At 72.5% G+C, this 16,865-nt stretch carries 16 protein-coding genes; 3 read left to right on the forward strand and 13 right to left on the reverse strand.

Going from position 1 to position 16,865, the window contains the following annotated elements; all coding sequences use genetic code 11:
- Window positions 1–32: 32 nt before the first annotated feature.
- Window positions 33–1,340 carry an MFS transporter gene (locus tag ACIRJR_RS07395; RefSeq protein WP_403775168.1) on the reverse strand — a complete coding sequence of 436 codons (1,308 nt, stop codon included), beginning with the start codon at window positions 1,338–1,340 and terminating at the stop codon, window positions 33–35.
- A gap of 62 nt (window positions 1,341–1,402) precedes the next feature.
- On the opposite strand from ACIRJR_RS07395, the gene ACIRJR_RS07400 reads away from it, so the two are divergent.
- Entirely contained in the window at window positions 1,403–2,356 is a 954-nt protein-coding gene (locus ACIRJR_RS07400; RefSeq protein WP_403775171.1) for a LysR family transcriptional regulator, read from the forward strand.
- 28 nt (window positions 2,357–2,384) lie between these two features.
- Here ACIRJR_RS07400 and ACIRJR_RS07405 read toward each other — a convergent pair whose 3' ends face one another.
- Window positions 2,385–3,143, reverse strand: a complete 759-nt coding sequence (locus ACIRJR_RS07405; protein WP_403775174.1) for an alpha/beta hydrolase family protein — start codon at window positions 3,141–3,143, stop codon at window positions 2,385–2,387.
- Window positions 3,144–3,255: 112 nt separating this feature from the next.
- On the opposite strand from ACIRJR_RS07405, the gene ACIRJR_RS07410 reads away from it, so the two are divergent.
- Window positions 3,256–4,410: an adenosine deaminase gene (locus ACIRJR_RS07410; protein ID WP_403775177.1), complete on the forward strand. Its 1,155-nt coding sequence runs from the start codon at window positions 3,256–3,258 to the stop codon at window positions 4,408–4,410.
- A 134-nt stretch (window positions 4,411–4,544) separates the two neighbouring features.
- Complete coding sequence (locus ACIRJR_RS07415; RefSeq protein WP_403775180.1) at window positions 4,545–4,841, forward strand: hypothetical protein; 297 nt, start codon at window positions 4,545–4,547, stop codon at window positions 4,839–4,841.
- 78 nt (window positions 4,842–4,919) lie between these two features.
- Here the strand turns inward: ACIRJR_RS07415 and ACIRJR_RS07420 are convergent, their stop codons facing one another.
- The 11 genes from ACIRJR_RS07420 to ACIRJR_RS07470 all read right to left on the reverse strand — a co-directional run bounded on the left by ACIRJR_RS07420 (window position 4,920) and on the right by ACIRJR_RS07470 (window position 16,825).
- Window positions 4,920–5,123, reverse strand: coding sequence for a PspC domain-containing protein (locus tag ACIRJR_RS07420; RefSeq protein ID WP_403775183.1), 204 nt, complete (start codon window positions 5,121–5,123; stop codon window positions 4,920–4,922).
- A 92-nt stretch (window positions 5,124–5,215) separates the two neighbouring features.
- A complete protein-coding gene (locus ACIRJR_RS07425; protein WP_403776394.1) occupies window positions 5,216–5,785 on the reverse strand; it encodes a VanZ family protein in 570 nt (189 codons plus the stop codon).
- A 96-nt stretch (window positions 5,786–5,881) separates the two neighbouring features.
- Entirely contained in the window at window positions 5,882–7,096 is a 1,215-nt protein-coding gene (locus tag ACIRJR_RS07430) for a helix-turn-helix domain-containing protein (RefSeq protein ID WP_403775186.1), read from the reverse strand.
- A gap of 177 nt (window positions 7,097–7,273) precedes the next feature.
- Window positions 7,274–7,441 carry a hypothetical protein gene (locus ACIRJR_RS07435; protein ID WP_403775189.1) on the reverse strand — a complete coding sequence of 56 codons (168 nt, stop codon included), beginning with the start codon at window positions 7,439–7,441 and terminating at the stop codon, window positions 7,274–7,276.
- Between the two features lie 174 nt (window positions 7,442–7,615).
- Entirely contained in the window at window positions 7,616–8,872 is a 1,257-nt protein-coding gene (locus tag ACIRJR_RS07440; RefSeq protein ID WP_403775192.1) for an ATP-grasp domain-containing protein, read from the reverse strand.
- 51 nt (window positions 8,873–8,923) lie between these two features.
- Window positions 8,924–10,195 carry an ATP-grasp domain-containing protein gene (locus ACIRJR_RS07445; RefSeq protein ID WP_403775195.1) on the reverse strand — a complete coding sequence of 424 codons (1,272 nt, stop codon included), beginning with the start codon at window positions 10,193–10,195 and terminating at the stop codon, window positions 8,924–8,926.
- Window positions 10,195–11,601, reverse strand: a complete 1,407-nt coding sequence (locus ACIRJR_RS07450; protein ID WP_403775198.1) for a condensation domain-containing protein — start codon at window positions 11,599–11,601, stop codon at window positions 10,195–10,197. The genes ACIRJR_RS07445 and ACIRJR_RS07450 overlap by 1 nt, the downstream gene beginning before the upstream one ends.
- Window positions 11,595–12,881, reverse strand: coding sequence for an ATP-grasp domain-containing protein (locus ACIRJR_RS07455; protein ID WP_403775201.1), 1,287 nt, complete (start codon window positions 12,879–12,881; stop codon window positions 11,595–11,597). Before ACIRJR_RS07455 ends, ACIRJR_RS07450 begins: the two co-directional genes overlap by 7 nt.
- Window positions 12,882–12,918: 37 nt before the next feature.
- Entirely contained in the window at window positions 12,919–14,187 is a 1,269-nt protein-coding gene (locus ACIRJR_RS07460; RefSeq protein WP_403776397.1) for an MFS transporter, read from the reverse strand.
- Between the two features lie 5 nt (window positions 14,188–14,192).
- Complete coding sequence (locus ACIRJR_RS07465; protein WP_403775204.1) at window positions 14,193–15,494, reverse strand: metallopeptidase TldD-related protein; 1,302 nt, start codon at window positions 15,492–15,494, stop codon at window positions 14,193–14,195.
- On the reverse strand, window positions 15,491–16,825 hold the full coding sequence (locus ACIRJR_RS07470; protein ID WP_403775207.1) for a TldD/PmbA family protein: 1,335 nt from the start codon (window positions 16,823–16,825) through the stop codon (window positions 15,491–15,493). Before ACIRJR_RS07470 ends, ACIRJR_RS07465 begins: the two co-directional genes overlap by 4 nt.
- Between the last annotated feature and the right edge of the window lie 40 nt (window positions 16,826–16,865).

Genomic DNA, 16,865 nt, shown 5'->3' on the forward strand with positions numbered 1-16,865 from the left:
CGCAGGGGAGCGGCGGTTGTGGTGGGAAGGTCTCAGTTGTGCACCGGTGCGGGGGACGCGGCGCGGAGCCGCTCGCTCCGGGCCGCCCGGGTCCCGAAGAGGGTGATCGACAGGACACCGAGGACCGCCAGGACACCGAGGGTGACCGTGCCGCCCCAGCCCCCCGCGTGGAAGGCGACGGCGCCGAGCGTGCCGCCCGCGCTCGAACCCAGGTAGTACGCGGACTGGTAGAGCGCCGACGCCTGGGCACGGCCCGACGTCGCCGTACGGCTCACCGAGGACGAGGCGACCGCGTGCCCGGCGAAGAAGCCGGCCGTGATCAGGACGAGGCCGGCCAGGACGGCAGCCAGCTGGTCGGCCAGGGAGAGCAGCAGGCCGGCGGCCGTCGTGGAGACGGCGAGGTAGAGCGCGCCCCGGCGGCCGAGCCGGCCGACCAGCCGGCCCGCGGCGGCGGAGGAGAGCGTGCCGACGAGGTAGACCAGGAAGATCGAGCCGACGACGCCCTGCGGGAGGCTGAAGGGCTCCTCGACGAGCCGGTAGCCGATCACGGTGTAGACCGCGCCGAAGACCGTCATGAACAGCGCGCCGATCGCGTACAGCCTGCGCAGCAGTGGGTTGGAGAGGTGACCGGTGACGGTCTCGGCCAGGGCCTTCGGGTTGAGCGAGGAGGGGCTGAAGTGCCGGGCCTTGGGGATCATGAAGTGGAAGACCACCGCGCAGACCACGGCGAGCAGCCCGATCGCGCCGAGCGCCATCCGCCAGCCCCACAGCTGGGCGATCCACCCGGCGAGGATGCGGCCGCTCATGCCGCCGATGCTGTTGCCCGCCACGAACAGTCCGATCGCGGCCACCAGGGCCTTCGGCCGCACCTCCTCGGCCAGGTACGCCATCGCGGACGCCGGCAGTCCGGCCAGCGCGGCGCCCTGGACCGCACGGAGCGCGATCAGCCAGCCGAGCGACGGGGCGAAGGGGACGAGCAGTCCGATCACCACGGCGACCGCCAGGGAGGCCGTCATCATCTGCCGCCGCCCGAAGCGCTCCGAGAGCGCGCTCAGCGGCAGCACGCACAGGGCCAGCGCACCGGTGGCCGCGGAGACCGTCCAGCTCGCCTGGCCGGCCGTCGCGCCGAAGGACGCGGAGACGGCGGGCAGCAGGGCCTGGGTGGAGTAGAGGAGGGCGAAGGTCGCGATCCCCGCCGCGAAGAGCGCGAAGCTCATCCTGCGGTAGCCGGGACCACCGGGAGTGAGGCGGTCCGGGACGGTCGGGGAGACGGCGGCGGGGGATGACGGAACGGCGGCGTCCAGCACGATGGTGGACGCCCCGGTACTGGCAGGAGGCATACGGCGAACGTAGACCGCCGGGTTTCATGCGTCCAATGCATGAAACCCTCATAATCGTTCCCATGGCGCATCAATACAGCTCAGGGCCTCGGCTGTCACCGAGCAGTTACGAAGAAGACATCCGGGCCGTACTCGCGCCCCGCCTCGCGTACTTCGAGGCGGTGGCCCGCCACGAGCACGTCACCCGCGCCGCGCACGAGCTCGGCGTCCCCCAGTCGACGCTGTCGCGCGCGATGGTGAGGCTGGAACAGGACCTGGGGGTCGCCCTGTTCGCCCGACGCGGCCGCACGGTCTCGCTCACCCCCGCCGGGCGCACCTTCCTCGGCTCCGCCGAACGCGCGCTGGCGGAGGTGGAGAAGGCGGCCGACTCGGTACGCGCCGACGCCGACCCCACGGCGGGCCGGGTCGCCTTCGGCTTTCTGCACACCATGGGATCCGAGACGGTGCCCGCCCTGATCCGGGCCTTCCGCGCCGACCATCCGCGGGTCCGCTTCCAGCTCGTCCAGAACTACGGCGAGGCGATGATCGACCGTCTGCGGGCGGGCGGCCTCGACCTCTGTCTCACCTCACCCGTCCCCGACGCGCCGGACCTGGTCGCCATGCGCCTGGACGAGCAGCGGCTGCGCCTGGTCGTCCCCGACGACCACCGGCTGGCGGGGCGCCGTCGCGTCCGCCTCGCCGAGGCCGCCGACGAAACGTTCGTCACCCTCGAACCCGGTTACGGGCTGCGGCGGATCACGGACGACCTCTGCGCCGAGGCGGGTTTCACCCCGAGGGTCGCGTTCGAGGGCGAGGAGGCGGAGACCCTGCGCGGACTGGTCGCGGCCGGGCTCGGCGTGGCGCTCCTGCCGCCGCCCGCGGTCGCCCGGCCCGGGGTGGTCGAGCTGACGGTGACGGCGCCGCGCGCGGCCCGTGAGATCGGGGTGGCCTGGCTGGACGGCCATCCCGACACGCCGCCGGTGGCCGCGTTCAAGCGCTTCCTGCTGTCGCGCCGGGGCAGCCTGTTGCCGGACTGAGGTTGCGGCGGCCAGGTGCCCGGGCGGCTCAGTGCCTGAGCGACCGCCCGAACCCCGCCGCCAGCGGCATCCGCAGTCCGAGCGGCGGGGGAGCGGCGAAGGCGTCGGCGACCGGGCGGGCGTACGACCGGGCGAACAGCGAGCCCCCGACGAAGTCCGAGGCCAGGGCCACCACTTCGGAGCGGTGCTGGCGCAGTGCGTGCCCGTCCGAGTGGACCTCGAAGCGGCAGGTGTCCCGGTTGGCCTTCTTGGCGCGTTCCGCCAGCCGGTAGGACAGCTCCGGATTCGTCCTCGCGTCGTTGGTGCCGTGCACGATCATGACCCGGCGCCCCGCCAGGTGCTTCACCGGTTCGGGTTCGGGTTCCGTGGCCTCCGGCAGCCAGGGGGCCATGGAGAGAACGGAGTTGACGGCGTCGTGTCCGGCGCCGCGGAGGGCCGCCCGGCCTCCCATGCCGTGCCCCACGAGGCAGACGGGGACGTCGCCGTAGCGGCGTACGACCTCGTCGGCGGCCCAGTGGGCGTCGGCCGCCGGATCCGCTCCGGCGTTCCAGCCCCGGGTCCGGTAGCGCACGACGTGCACCGCGAGGCCGTCGTCCCGGCCCGCGCGGGCCAGTGTCCGGGCGAACGGCAGCTGCGCCGCGTACGAGATGGCGGAGGGGCGGCGTCGGGAGTCCGTCTCGCCGTCCGGGAGCAGCAGGACCACGCCGCTGACCTCGGGTGCTGCTCCGGCCGTGAGGACGGCCCGTCCCAGCCTGGCGGCAGGCAGGGGAAGTGCGCGCTGTGCCATGACAGAACAGTGTCAGAAGGGCAGGTGTATTCCACCCGGCTTCGCGGTCACTGTTACGCATCGGAGGCCGCTGCTCCGCGCGCTCTACGCGCGTAGGCGCTAGAGTGCCCGGATGACGAGCCAGACCCTGAACGTTCCCGGTCCCGACCAGATCCGCCGCGCGCCCAAGGTGTTGCTCCACGATCATCTCGACGGCGGCCTCCGCCCCGGCACGATCGTCGAACTGGCCCTCGCGCAGGGCTACGACGCCTTGCCGGAGACGGAGCCCGACAAGCTCGGGATCTGGTTCCGTGAGGCCGCCGACTCGGGTTCGCTGGAGCGCTACCTGGAGACGTTCGCCCACACCTGCGCCGTCATGCAGACCCGCGACGCGCTGTTCCGGGTGGCGGCGGAGTGCGCCGAGGACCTCGCCGAGGACGGTGTCGTCTACGCGGAGGTGCGGTACGCGCCCGAGCAGCACCTCACCGCCGGCCTGTCACTCGAAGAGGTCGTCGAGGCGGTCAACGAGGGTTTCCGCGAGGGTGAGCGCCGGGCCCGCGCGAACGGCCACCGCATCCGCGTGGGTGCCCTCCTCACCGCGATGCGGCACGCCGCCCGCGCGCTGGAGATCGCCGAACTCGCCAACCGCTACCGCGATCTGGGTGTGGTGGGCTTCGACATCGCGGGTGCCGAGGCCGGCTTCCCTCCCACCCGCCACCTGGACGCCTTCGAGTACCTCAAGCGCGAGAACAACCACTTCACCATCCACGCGGGTGAGGCCTTCGGTCTGCCGTCGATCTGGCAGGCCCTGCAGTGGTGCGGTGCGGACCGGCTCGGCCACGGCGTCCGGATCATCGACGACATCGAGATCGCCGACGACGGAAGCGTGACACTGGGCCGTCTCGCCTCCTACGTGCGTGACAAGCGGATCCCGCTCGAACTGTGCCCGACCTCCAACCTCCAGACCGGCGCGGCCGCCTCGTACGCCGAGCACCCCATCGGGCTGCTGCGGAAGCTCCACTTCCGCGCCACCGTGAACACGGACAACCGGTTGATGAGCGGGACGAGCATGAGTCAGGAATTCGAGCGACTGATCGAGACATTCGGATACACGCTCGATGACATGCAGTGGTTCACAGTCAATGCGATGAAATCAGCGTTCATTCCTTTCGATGAACGTCTGGCGATGATCAATGACGTGGTGAAGCCCGGGTACGCGGAGCTGAAATCCGAGTGGCTCTTCCGTCAGACGTCTGTGACCAGCAGTTCTTCATCCGTGGCGGGCTGATCTGAGGGAAAGGGGAACGGCCGGGTTCAGCAGATCCCGGCCGTTTTCCGTGTCCTGGCATGTTTGCGGGAGGGGTGCGGTGCTGATTACGTTGCAGAGCCGCTCACATCCCTCTCCCCAAGGATGAATTCCACATGAAGAAGTCCGCTGTCAGGACCCTCGGTGTCGCCGCTCTCGGTGCCGCTTTCGCCGCAGCCGGTGCGGGCACCGCCTCCGCCGTCGCCGTGCCCGTCGACGCCCTGGCCGGAGGCCTGCCCTCCAACGTCGCGCTCGACTCGGTCACGGAGGCGCTGCCCGCCGTGCAGAAGGCGGCCGGCGGTCTCCTCGACCAGCAGCAGCGCGGCGGCAGCGACCTCTCGGCGCCCGGCACCAACCTGCTCGGCGGCCTGCCCGCCGGCGGCCTGACCGGCGTCCTGCCGCTCGGCGGCTGACCGCCGGTACACGCATGTGGGGCGCACACCCGGACCGGGTGTGCGCCCCACTCGTCTCCCTCCCCGTGGTCCCGGTGGTCACCAGGCCGTCGCGGCCGGGCTCTTCTCCGACGGCAGGAGTGCCCACAGGGCCAGGTAGACGACGAACTGGGGGCCGGGGAGCAGGCACGACGCGAGGAAGATGACGCGCATCGTTCCCGCGGAGGTGCCGAAGCGCTGTGCCAGCGCCGCGCACACCCCACCGATCATGCGTCCCTCGCGGGGGCGGACAAGTGCGGCCATGATGGGCTCCTTCGCGAACCGTTTCGGGGAGCGGCTCCGTCGCGCTCCCGGTACCTCCATGGTCGCTCCGCGAAGGGGTGCAAAGCGTCGCTCTACGGGGCGATACCGACCCTGGTAATCGTCGGGGTGGTCCCCTGAGGGGCCTCACCCCGGAACGAGCGGGTCCCGATCCGGGACAGGTCACCGGCCCCCGCCCGGTTGCCCCGGCGCAGCCGCGAACGCGACAGCGGGACGACCAGCAGGTGGGCCAGCGCGACGCCCACGGTGTTCAGGAGCAGCGAGTCGACGTCGACGACCTGGCCGGGCACCCCCGTCTGCGCCAGCTCGATGGCCATCGAGATCAGGGCGCCGGCCGCGACCGTACGGGCCAGCGACGCCCACGGGGAGACCCGCAGCCTGCCGCCGGCCATCGGCAGGAGTATGCCGAGCGGTGCCAGCAGCAGCAGGCCCTCACCGATGCGGCGCACCGCCTCGGCCGGGCCCAGGGCCAGATCCGCCCTGATGCCGGCGAACGGCTGGAGGTTCGCGGCCGTCATCCAGGGCACGTCCAGCGGGCGCAGCGTCAGCCAGCCGACGAACAGAAGATGCGCGAGGAGGAGGATGACCCCCGCCGCGCGGAAGCGGATGACGGCCGGGCCGTCCGAACTGTGGCGCACGTCCACCAGGACGCCGTGGCCGGCAGGATCGGTTCCGCCGGTCACGGCGAAGGGTCTGTGACGGTCGGCACGCGGTGAGGGGCGGGTCCGGAGCCGGGCCCGTCAGATCGTGCTCTCGGCCATCGAGCGCCACACCTCGGCGGCCAGGTCCGGCATGTTCGCCGTCTGGACCTGTGTCACCAGTTCCTTGAGACGGGTCCCCGCCTCCGGGTCACCGGCCTTCAGGTCCAGGACTCCACGCAGCGCGGCGAAGCGCACCTGGTCGCGGTAGGAGAGGAGCTGGAGGTTCGCCTCCACCTGTGCCGCGAGCGTCGAGGCCCGGTCCGTGTCCCCGCGCCGGAAGGCCAGCTGGGCCTTGAGGAAGAGGAGTTCCATCCAGTGCCTGAGGGGGCCGGTGACCTTGAGCAGGGGCTCGACGCTGTCGAGGAAGGACTCGGCCTCGGCGAGACGGGGCGGCATCGCCTGCATGGACAGCGAGGCGGCGGCCAGCCTCAGCCTGATCCACAGCATCAGGTCCTCCCGGCTGTCGATGGCGTCCAGGGCCTCGAGCAGGAAGGAGATGGCCCGGGTGTGGTTGCCCTGCCGCGTGCTGACGGTCGCGGCGGTCCAGTACACCTCGGCGGCCAGGGCGCCCCGGGTGTCCCCCAGGGAGGCGTATATCTCCTCGACGAGCCGGGCGGCCTCCGCGAGGTCGCCGAGCTCCGCCTCCGCGGACACCAGCACCAGCTTGCTCCGCACCATGTCGGAGGTGGAGACGTGGACGTCGTACTGCTCGCTCAGGGCGAGGGCCTCCCGCACCGCCAGCCGGGCCGCTCGGGCCTCGCCGATGTTCCGGGCGCACCGGGCCATCCGCAGCCGCGCGCGGATCCGCAGGACGGGCCTGTCGAGTTCGTCGCTCAGCGCGTTGAGCTCGGTGAGGGCGCTGTGCTGGGCCGGGAAGTCGCCGAGGGCCTCCTGGACGCGGCTGAGCTGGGCGAGCGCGTGCCACCGCATCACGGGGTCGGCGTCGCCCGCGGACTGCAGGGCGTCCGTGAGGACGCGCACGGCCTCCTGGTCGACCTCGCTCTCGGGGAGCGAGACGACCGCGGCGATGGCGTGGGTCAGGCTGTCCTCGGGCTGCTCCCGGAAGCCTTCCGGCCGGATGCCGAGCTTCTCCGCGAGGTAGGCCGCGGCCCGGTCGGTCGGACGGCGGCTGCCGGATTCCAGCCGGGACAGATAGGTGGCCGACATTCCTGGCCCGGTCAGCTCGACCTGTGACTTCCCCTGTTGCTGTCTCAGCTGGCGCAGGCGCCGGCCGAACGCTGGCTGCTCGAGCAATTCCCACCTCGGCGTGGCGATAAAAGCGTCTAGGCCCGGGATCAACGGAGCCCGAACGGGGGCGAGTCGTGCGACTCGCCCCCGCTTGTCACTATACCGGCGCGCATTGCAATGATTTGACCAGCCTGACAACGGCCGTGGACGGCACGGTGAAGGGCGTGGACAGTGTGCCGTCGGTTACGGCCAGTCGATGTTGTCGGACGGCTGCGTGACAGACCCGCTTGCGGAGCTGATGGTGGTGGCACCGGTTCCGAAGGCGGCGCTGCCCCCGAATTCCAGCACGACGGAAAGGGAGAGAACGGCCAGCCCCCCGGCTGCGATCCTGACAAGCCTGGCGATCTTCACTATCTCGCTCCTTCTGTGCGGGTTGTGCGGCAACAGTAAGGGCGGAGACCATTCTTGGCAAGAAATTGCCAGAGATTGGCAATCGTTTCGGCTGTCGGCGCGCAGGGCATTCAGCGGTTCGCGGTCGTCACCGGCCCCGCGTCCGGGGCCGTCCGTCCGTACCTCCGGCCCAGGTCACCGGCCCGGCTCCGGTCCGGTGGGCTCCGTCTCCGCCCCGGTGACCACGACGACCGTCGCGGCGGCCGCCTCGCAGGCGGCGAGCGCGGCGTCGGCGTCGGCACCGACGGCGATCACCTGGCCGATCCGGTCCCAGCTGGACGCGAGGGCCGTCACCCGGTCGCCCGCCGAGACCGACACCTCCACGTCCTGCACACCGTCGAGTCCGCGGGCCTCCTCCAGACCGGACACCCGTACGACCCGGCCGGGCTCGGCCGCCAGGAAACGCGTCGCCGCGGCCCGCAGCAGCGGCGGTCGCTCCCCCGGTGCCGGCAGGCCGGGGGAGGGGTAGGCGACGGTGTAGGCCTCCATGTCGAACCCGTAGGCGGCCTCCACCAGGTCCCGTAGGCGGTCACCGCCCGGCCGGTTGTGGGACTCGATCACCCTCGGCCCGTCGGGGGAGAGCCGCAGCTCCGTGTGGCTGGGGCCGTGGGTCAGACCGACGGCGTCCAGGAACTCCGCCACCGCCAGTTCGAGCAGGCGCTCCGTCGCCCGGTCGATCCGGGCCGGGATGACGTGGCCGGCCTCCACGAAGTTGCCGTGCGTCAGCTTCTCGGTGACCGCCACCACGAGGTGGCGTCCCTCGAAGGTGAACGCCTCGACACTGAACTCCGGCCCGTCGATGTATCCCTCGGCGATGAAGCGGTCCAGCGGGAAGTAGCGTGCGAACAGGTGGTCGGAACCGCGCAGCTCTCCGATGCGCTCCCACGCCGCGGCCACCTGCTCCGGACCCTTCACCAGCTGGACGCCCAGACTCGCGATGCCGTCCACCGGCTTGACCACGAAGGGGTAGCCGTGGGCGGAGCCGAAGGCCTCCAGCGACTCGCGGCCGGTCACCTCGGCGGCAGGCACCGTGGCCGCGCCCACCCGCGCCAGGTGTTCGCGCATCGCCAGCTTGTCCCGCAGCAGCCTGGCCACCTCGTACGGGACACCCTCGAGACCCAGCAGGTCGTTGATCCGCCCCGCGATCTCCACCCCGGCCTCCCCGGTCGTGACGACGCGGGTGAAGCCGTAGACCTTGTGGGCGGCGGCGACCAGCGGCTCGACCACGGACCAGTCGGAGAAGTCGACGAGGAGCGCCGCATCGACGAGCTCCGCGTGCTGGGGCGTGAACTGGCCGGGCTGCTGGAGGCAGACGACCGCCAGGCCTTGTTCCACCGCCTTCCGGACGTTGTCGATCCGGCCACCGATGATCAGAACGCGTTCTTGTGCCATGTGCCTTTCCTGTCCTGCTGAGAGCCTGGGGTCCGTGGATCGTGGGGCCGGTCAGCCGGCCGGCGGACCGGGGATCGTGGGGGCCGGCGCCGGGGCGGTCACCACGCGGGCGGAGGACCGCACCTGTGCGGCGAGCAGCTCGAGCTCCGCCGGATCACCGCAGTCGAGCACCGCGTACGCGAGCCGGTCGCCCGAGTTCTCGGCGGGGCGCACCGCCGTGCCCGGCGCCAGCCGTGCCCCGTGGCGCACGACACCGGGCCGGGCGGTCCAGTCCGAGAGGTCCAGTGAGACCAGCGTCCCGGCCTCGGCGGCGCTGAGGAAGAAGCTGCCGGCGGCCCGGACGGGACCCCGGGCCGGGGACGGCACCGAGGGCTTCTCGCCCAGCGCGAGCCGCAGGCACGCCTCGTACACGTCGAAGCCGTACGCCCGGCAGACGATCTCCAGGATGTGGTCGCCCGGCGTGCGCACCGCCACCTCCATGATGACCGGATCGTCGTCCGCCCGGGCCCGGAACTCCAGATGCGCGATCCCGGTGCGCATCCGCAGCGCGGAGACGACCGAGTGGCACAACGCGTCGGCGGTCCGGCGCAGTCCGGGCCGTCCGGCGCCGAACCCGGCCTCGTGGAACAGCTCCACGAAGTAGGGGGCACCGGTGGTCTCCTTACGGGTGAGGTTGGTGAACAGCACCCGGCCGTCCTGCACCAGCGCCTCGACGCTGTACTCCGGGCCCTCGACGTACTCCTCCACCAGGAGAGGGCCTTCCCCGTCCCGGCGGCGTACCACGTCCTCCCACTGCTCGGGAGTGTCGACGCGCTCGACCCCGGCACTCCCCTGGAGGGACACCGGCTTCACGATCACCGGCAGTCCGGCGAGCGCCCACTCCGCGGCCTCGGACAGCCGTGCGGGGTACCGGTGTTCCGGCTGTGGCAGTCCCGCGCGCCGGAACTCCCCGCGCTGCATGGCCTTGTTGCGGGAGATCACCGCGGCGTCCAGACCCGGACCGGGCACACCGAGCCGGTGCTGGAGCATCGCGGTCGCCATGACGTGCGGCTCCGCGAAACCCATGACCGCGTCCGGGGCCATCCGCTCGGCCAGGGCCATCGCCGGAGGCAGCCACGCCTCGTCGCGGGCGGCGACGCCCTCCACCGCCTCGAAGTCGACGACGCACGGGAACCGGGGTGCCAACTCCGCGTGGCGCGCCTGCGTCTCGACCAGCCCCACCCGCACTCCCAGGGCCTGCGCGGCGTGCAGGTACCCCTCCGCCATGACGCCCGCCCCGATCAGCACCAGGGTGCGGTCCTCGCTGTTCACCGCTGTGTCCACTACTGACTCCTCGCTTCCGACTGCTCGACCACCCGTACCAGTCCGGCGGGTGACACGTCCCCGACCGCCGCCGCGCACACCAGCCGCTCCAGGGCCGACATCCAGGCCTCGGCCCACTCGGGGGTGTGCGCCGCGGTGTCCACCTGGAGCGTCAGCCGGATCCCGGCCTCGCCCGTGTCGGCGCTCAGATAGCGGGTGGACCGCCACCGCAGGCCGCCGGAGTCCCAGCTGGTGCGCGCTCCGTCCGCGGCTCGCGCGAGCTCGTCCCCCGTCACGCGGCGGCGGGGCAGCGCGCCGGGCCTGCCCCGGTAGTTGAACGTCGGCGACACGTCCAGGGCCGCCCCCCGCCGCAGCTCCGCCTCGCGGCGTACCTCCGCCAGTCCGGCCGGCGGATAGGAACCGAAACGCAGGGCCCCCAGGGTGGCCGTCGCGGTGCGGCGGACCAGCTCGGTGAAGGAGGCGCCGGACACGGTCACACCGCAGGGGACGGGCTGGGAGTACGGCACCACGGCGTTGACGGACCCGGGCCGGGACCTGTTGGCGGAGAGCAGTTGCACATAACCGTCGGTGTGGTCCGCCATGACCGCGTCGACCGCCAGCATGGCCGCGGCCAGCACGGTGGAGACGGGCTCCGCCGTACGCAGCGCCACGGCTCCCAGAGCCAGGTCCAGCGCGGGCGACCGGTGCGACAGGAACGCGAACCGCTCCCCGGGACGGCAGTCGTCCGCCGTCCGAGGTGCCGCGGGCATCGTCAGGAACACCTCGGAGGCGTGCCGCAGGGCCCGCCCGGCGCGCTTCAGACCCGCCGCGGACGCCTCGGCGGCGGCCTGCTCGTACGGGTGGACTCCCGGTTCGCCGGCGCGCGCCGGGGGCCAGTCCGGGTGCCGCAGGGCGACGGTGGACACCAGGTGGTCGGTGACGGGCCGCAGGGCGAAGGCGTCCACGGCGACGTGGCTGAAGACGAGGACCAGCGAGTGGGGCGCCCCCGCACCTTCCACCAGCGCGGCGCGCACCGGCAGTTCCTCCGTGACGTCGAACGGCGCCGCGGCGAGCGCGGTGGCCACCCCGGCCGTCTCCCGGTCGGCTTCCGCGCCGTGCCCGGCGCGGTGGACGGCGAGGGGGAGCGCGCCCCGCGTGTGCACCCGCAACAGGGCGGAGTCCCCCTCCCGCCGCACGGTGGTGCGCAGCCCCTCGAAGCGCAGGAGCAGCCCGGCCAGTGCGTCGGCGACCGCCTGACGGCTCGTGCCGGGGCGTAGCGCGTACACCCTGGTGATGGCCAGGGAACAGCCCTGGGGGCGGGCCGCGTCGAGCTCGGCGAGGTAGTACTGCTGGCTCCAGGTGAGCGGGGCCGGCGGCCGGCGCTCGCCGCCGCCGAAGGGCACCTGGTGGCACTCGGACGTCAGCACGGCGGCTGTGCCCGGACCTCGTCGACGGGGGACCACGAGAAGCTGAGCCGCCGGCCGGCCGCCTCGGCCCGGCCGAGCGCCTCGGCGCTGTCGGCGCCCTCGGCGATGATCCAGGCCGCGCGGTCCCTGTTGGACCCGTTCGCCCGGTACACCATGCCGGGCTGCACGCCGGGACGCATGCGCACCTCGTGCACCCCTTCCATCGCCCTCGCCTCCGGGACCCCGTCGATGGCGTCGAGCCGGCCCAGCGGGGCGGACATCAGGAAGTGCACGGCGGCCGTCTGCAGGAAGGGCACTTCCAGGTCGGGTGTGCCGCCGAGCAGGGCCGTCATGTGGAGGCGGCACATGTCGACACCGGTGGCGATCCGCACCAGCTCGGGAATGCGGTCCCCGGCTATGCGTCCGTTCACCTCGATGACCCGGGCGTCCGTCCCGTCCCCGGTGAGTTTGAGCTCCACGTGTGCGGGCCCCCAGGTCACCCCCACGGCCTTGACGGCCTGCTCGGCCTTCGCGACGAGCAGCCGCTCCCGTGCGCCGTCGACCTGTGCCGGGAAGATGTGGCCCATCTCCAGGAACAGCGGGGGCTCGCTGCAGATCTTCTCGGTGAGGCCGAGGACCTTGCCGTGCATGACCTCGGCCGAGTACTCGTCCCCCAGGACGCACTCCTCGACGACCACTTCGGGAGTCACCCGCTGGCCCAGGTACTCACCGATTCCCATGATCTCCTCGGCGAGGGCGGACACCTCCTCCGCCGTCTCGCAGCGGCGCACCCACAGGCTTCCCGTCAGGTCCAGGGGTTTGACCACGACGGGAAAGCCGATCTCCGTACCCGCGGCGGCCGCCTCAGCGGGGGACGAACACACCCGGAACGGCGGATTGAGGCCGGGGACGGCCGACATCGCCCTGCGCATGGACGCCTTGGACCGGCAGGCGGCGATCGCGGCCGGGTCGGGCCCGGTCAGGCCCAGCCTGGCCGCCACCTCGGCGCCCATGGCGCAGTAGTACTCGTAGACCGAGCTCACTCCGACGAGCGCGCCGTCCGCCGCGATCTCCCGGCAGGCGGCCACGACGGCCTCCGGGTCCTGCGTGTCGCAGGCCCTGATCTCCACCCCGAGTTCGGCGTAGTCGCTCAGCAGCGAAGGAGCCATGGCCTCCGGGCGGGCGGCCACGACCACCGGGGTGATCCCCTGCTCCAGCAGGAAGCGGGCGCAGTCCTGCCCCGCACCCGTCAGGGGGGATTCGACGAAGACCACGTAGCGGGGGGTCTCCTGGTGGGACATGAGGATGCTCCTTGGTCGGGTCCGGCCTGCGGGCCGGTCACTTCGATGTTTCGGATGCGGTGGCGGCCGTGTCGCTGCCGGGCGGCTCGTCGGCCGGAAGGTCGCGCACACGGACCAGATGCGACAGCAGCAGCCACAGGACGCCGGCCGACATGCCGAGCCCGGCGACGAGCAGGCCCCCGCGGATGCCGATCCACTCGCCCAGGGCCCCGCCGGTGAGCGAGCCGAGCGGGAGGATCCCCCAGACGATGAAGCGCACGCTCGCGTTCATCCGGCCCAGCATGCCCGGCGGGCAGAGGGCCTGACGGATGCTCACCTGGCTGACGTTGTAGACGACCATGCCGAAGCTGACGGCGAACCAGGGGACGGCGAACAGCAGGACGCCCCACCCGCCGTGGGCCAGGGGGATGAGGAGGGTGGTGGGGACGGTCACGAGGTAGGACAGCCACATGACGCGCACCTGGCCGAACCTGGCGGTGAGCCGGCCCGACAGCGACGCCCCCAGGATGCCTCCCAGGCCGCTGACCGCCATCAGCACGCCCACCGCGGTGCCCGACAGCCCCATCCCGTCGACGAGCAGGAGCATGACCAGAGGCAGCATCAGGGCGTAGAAGAAGTTGTAGGTGGCGGCGGACCCGGTGACGGCACGGAAGACGGGGTGCCTCACCACGAAGAGCAGGCCGTCCTTGATCTCGGCGGCCATGCGGCGTTCGCCGCTGTGGGGGGCGACCTCCTCGACGGTGCGCATCCGTGTGAGGAGAAGCGCCGACGTCAGGTGGCTGAGGGTCTGGGCGGTCACCGTGAACGTCGCACCGACGAGCTGGACCAGGGAGCCCCCGAGGGTGGGCCCCGCCAGCCGCGCGACCGCGTTGGTGCTCTCCAGCTTCGCGTTGCCCTCGACCAGGTGCTCCCGGCCCACGACCGCCGGGATGTACGACTGGTAGGCGATCTCGTAGAAGACGGTGGCGAAGCCGATCACCAGCGTCACGGCCATGAGACCGGTGAAGTCGACCCAGTCCAGCGCGAACCCGACGACCAGGAACAGCAGGAACAGCGCGCGCAGCACGTCGCAGACGATGAGGACGGGGCGCCGCCGCATCCGGTCGACGAGGCTGCCGGCCGGAAGGCCGACCAGCAGGAAGGCGATGGTCTGCGCGGCCTGGAGCAGCCCCATCTGGAAGGGGGTGGCGGCCAGCGCCGTGGCCGCCAGGAGGGGAATGGCGACCCGGCTCATGTTGCCGCCGACGGTGCTGGCCGTCTGCGCCGCCCAGAAGAGCCGGAAGTCGCGATGCCTCAACAGGGACATGACGGTCACCGCCCCACGGTGAGGCCGGACGTCCACACACCGGGGGAGGCGACGAAGGAGTGGTGGCCGCGGTTGACCCTCATGTGTCCGTCGTGCCCGTCGATCCGGTGCAGCAGCTCGAAGACGTTGCCGGCGAGAGTGATGTTGCCGGCGTTGCGCCCGGTGCCGTCACTCCCCACCAGTACCGCGTTGGCGCCGATGGAGAAGTCGCCGGTGATGCCGTTCGACGTGTGCGCGCCGTTCGCCTGGACGACCTTCAGCAGCGGCCGGCCCTCCCGGGGACCGTCACCCAGCAGGGGTCCGGGGCGCAGTGCCAGGAAGCCGGGCTGGATCGTGGCCATCTCACCGGAGGGGCCCCGGCGGCCCGAACCCGTGGAAGGGACCCCCGAGGCCGCAGCCGTGCGCCGTGAGCCGAGGAAGCCGCGCAGCACGCCGTCGTCCACGAGCACGGTGCGCCGGCACGCCGTGCCCTCGTCGTCCCAGGGGGCCGGGCCGGGGCAGTCCGGCGACAGCGGATCGTCCACCAGTTCCACTCCGGCGACGGCCACCCGCTCGCCGACGCGGTCCGCGAGCGGGGAGCGGCCCTCCAGGACGGAGTCCCACTGGAACGCCGGGGCGACGAGGGCGAACAGCTTGACCATCACCCGGCCGTCGACGAGGACGTCGGCGTAGGAGCAGTCCGCCACCGGCTCGGAGGCCAGGATCCGTGCGAGACCCGTCAGCGACGCGACCTCGCGGTCCGCCGCCTCCATGACGGACTCCACGGTCCGGCCGAAGACCTGGTGCGCCATGAATCCGACGCGCTCGTCCTTCGCGGTCACCCGGGTCTGGAGCTGCACCGTCCCGGTGGTGCGGGCGAGTGGGGTGCTGCCCGCCCTGTGCAGCAGCACGTGCGTCCGGTCGGCCCGCGCCCGCAGCTCGACGTCGACGCCGGGTGCTCCGGCGGACAGCGCGGACAGCCGCCCGGCCGCGGACGTGCTGAATCCCGGCGGCGCGAGCACCTCCTCCGGGGCGTGGTCCGCGGGCGCCGCGGCGGGCGGGGACTGCCCGGCCGGCAGCGCCCTGCCGACGGCGAGCGCGGTGTCGACGAGCGCGGGGTCCGCGCGGCCGGGCATCCGTACCGCGTACCCCTCCGTGCCGTCCTTCCAGACGGTGAGCGCGGTCGCCGCGGCGGTCACCTCGCTCTGCCGCTCCACCGCCCCCTCGCGGCACACGAGTTCGTGGATCTCCTGGGTGCTCTCCCACACCTCGGCGTCGGCTCCGCGGCGGGCCGCCTCCTCGGTCAGGAACACGCTGACGTCGCTCATCGCCCGGTGCCTCCCACCAGCAGCGAGCCGACCCGGAGCGTGGGGCCGACGACGCCGACCGGGACCCACTGACCGAACTTGCCGCACTTGGCCGCTCCGACCACCGTGTCGTCGGCTATTCCGTTGATGTCCCTGAGCACCTGGGTCCCCGTTCCCGAAATGGTCGTCTCCTCGATCGGATCGGTGATCCTGCCGTTCTCGATCAGGAAGCCGTTGGTGACCCTGAACGTGAACTCGCCCGTGGACTCGATGACCTCGCCGCCGCCCACGTGCTGGGCGAAGATGCCGGACTCCGTCCCGGCGACGAGGTCGTCCACCGTCGAGGTCCCCGCACGCAGGCAGGTGTTGGTCATCCTCGGCTGCGGCGGTTGCAGCACGGTCGTGCACCGGCCGTTGCCGCTGGAGGCCCCGCCCAGCCGGGACGAGGACTCCTGGTCGGTCAGGAACCCCCGGAGGACGCCGTCCTCGATGAGCGTGGTGGGGGTCCCCGGTGTCCCCTCGTCGTCATAGGCGAAGGAACCGACCGCGCCCGCGACCGTCGGGTCGTCGGTGATGGTCACGAGCGGGGAGGCGACGTCCTTGCCCAGCATCCCGGCGTAGACGGAGCCGCGGAGGACCTCGTCACCCTCGAGCGGGTGGCAGCACGCCTCGTGGAGCAGGACCATGCCCCGGCCGCCGGCGACGACGACCGGAAGGCGTCCGACGGGAGCCGGGCGGGCGGCGAGGCCCGTCACGGCACGCCTGGCGACCTCCACGCCGGCGCTCCGCGCGTCGATGCCGCTCAGCGGGCCGCTCACGCCGGGTGTGTAGAAACCGGTCGCCACCCGGCCGCCGCCGCGCGCGATGACGCGCACGGTCAGATAGCTGAGCAGGCGGTGGTCCTCGTACAGCCGGCCGTCCCTGGCGAGGACCGTGGTCTGGTCACTGAGCTCGAAGTCGATGACGACCTGGGCCACGGACGGATCGAAGCCGCGTGCAGCGGCCTCCAGCTCCCCGAGGACCGCCAGGACGGAGGAGATCTCCATCCAGGCGGGGGCGGCCGTCCCGGCTCCCGCACCGGCCTGCCCGGGGCGGTCGCGACCGTCGAGGGCGGCGGCGAGGGGGTCGAGTCCCGCCACGGACCGGTGGCGGTAGCCGTCGCGCAGGACGTACCGGGCCGACGTTCCCTGGCCCTGCTGCACGCTGATGTCGCTGACCCGCCCCTCGGCGAACCGCCCGCTGGTGCGGTGCCAGGCCTGCACCGCGCCCGACGTGGCCAGACATCCCGCCGGACGGCGGCGGCGCATCTCACCGGCCAGCTCGCCGGCCACCGCGCGCAGAGGCCGCTCCACGTCCGTGCGATCCCTCCGCGGGGGCGTCGGACCGCTCACG

The organism is Streptomyces sp. NPDC102402 (assembly GCF_044765765.1).
Taxonomy (GTDB): domain Bacteria; phylum Actinomycetota; class Actinomycetes; order Streptomycetales; family Streptomycetaceae; genus Streptomyces.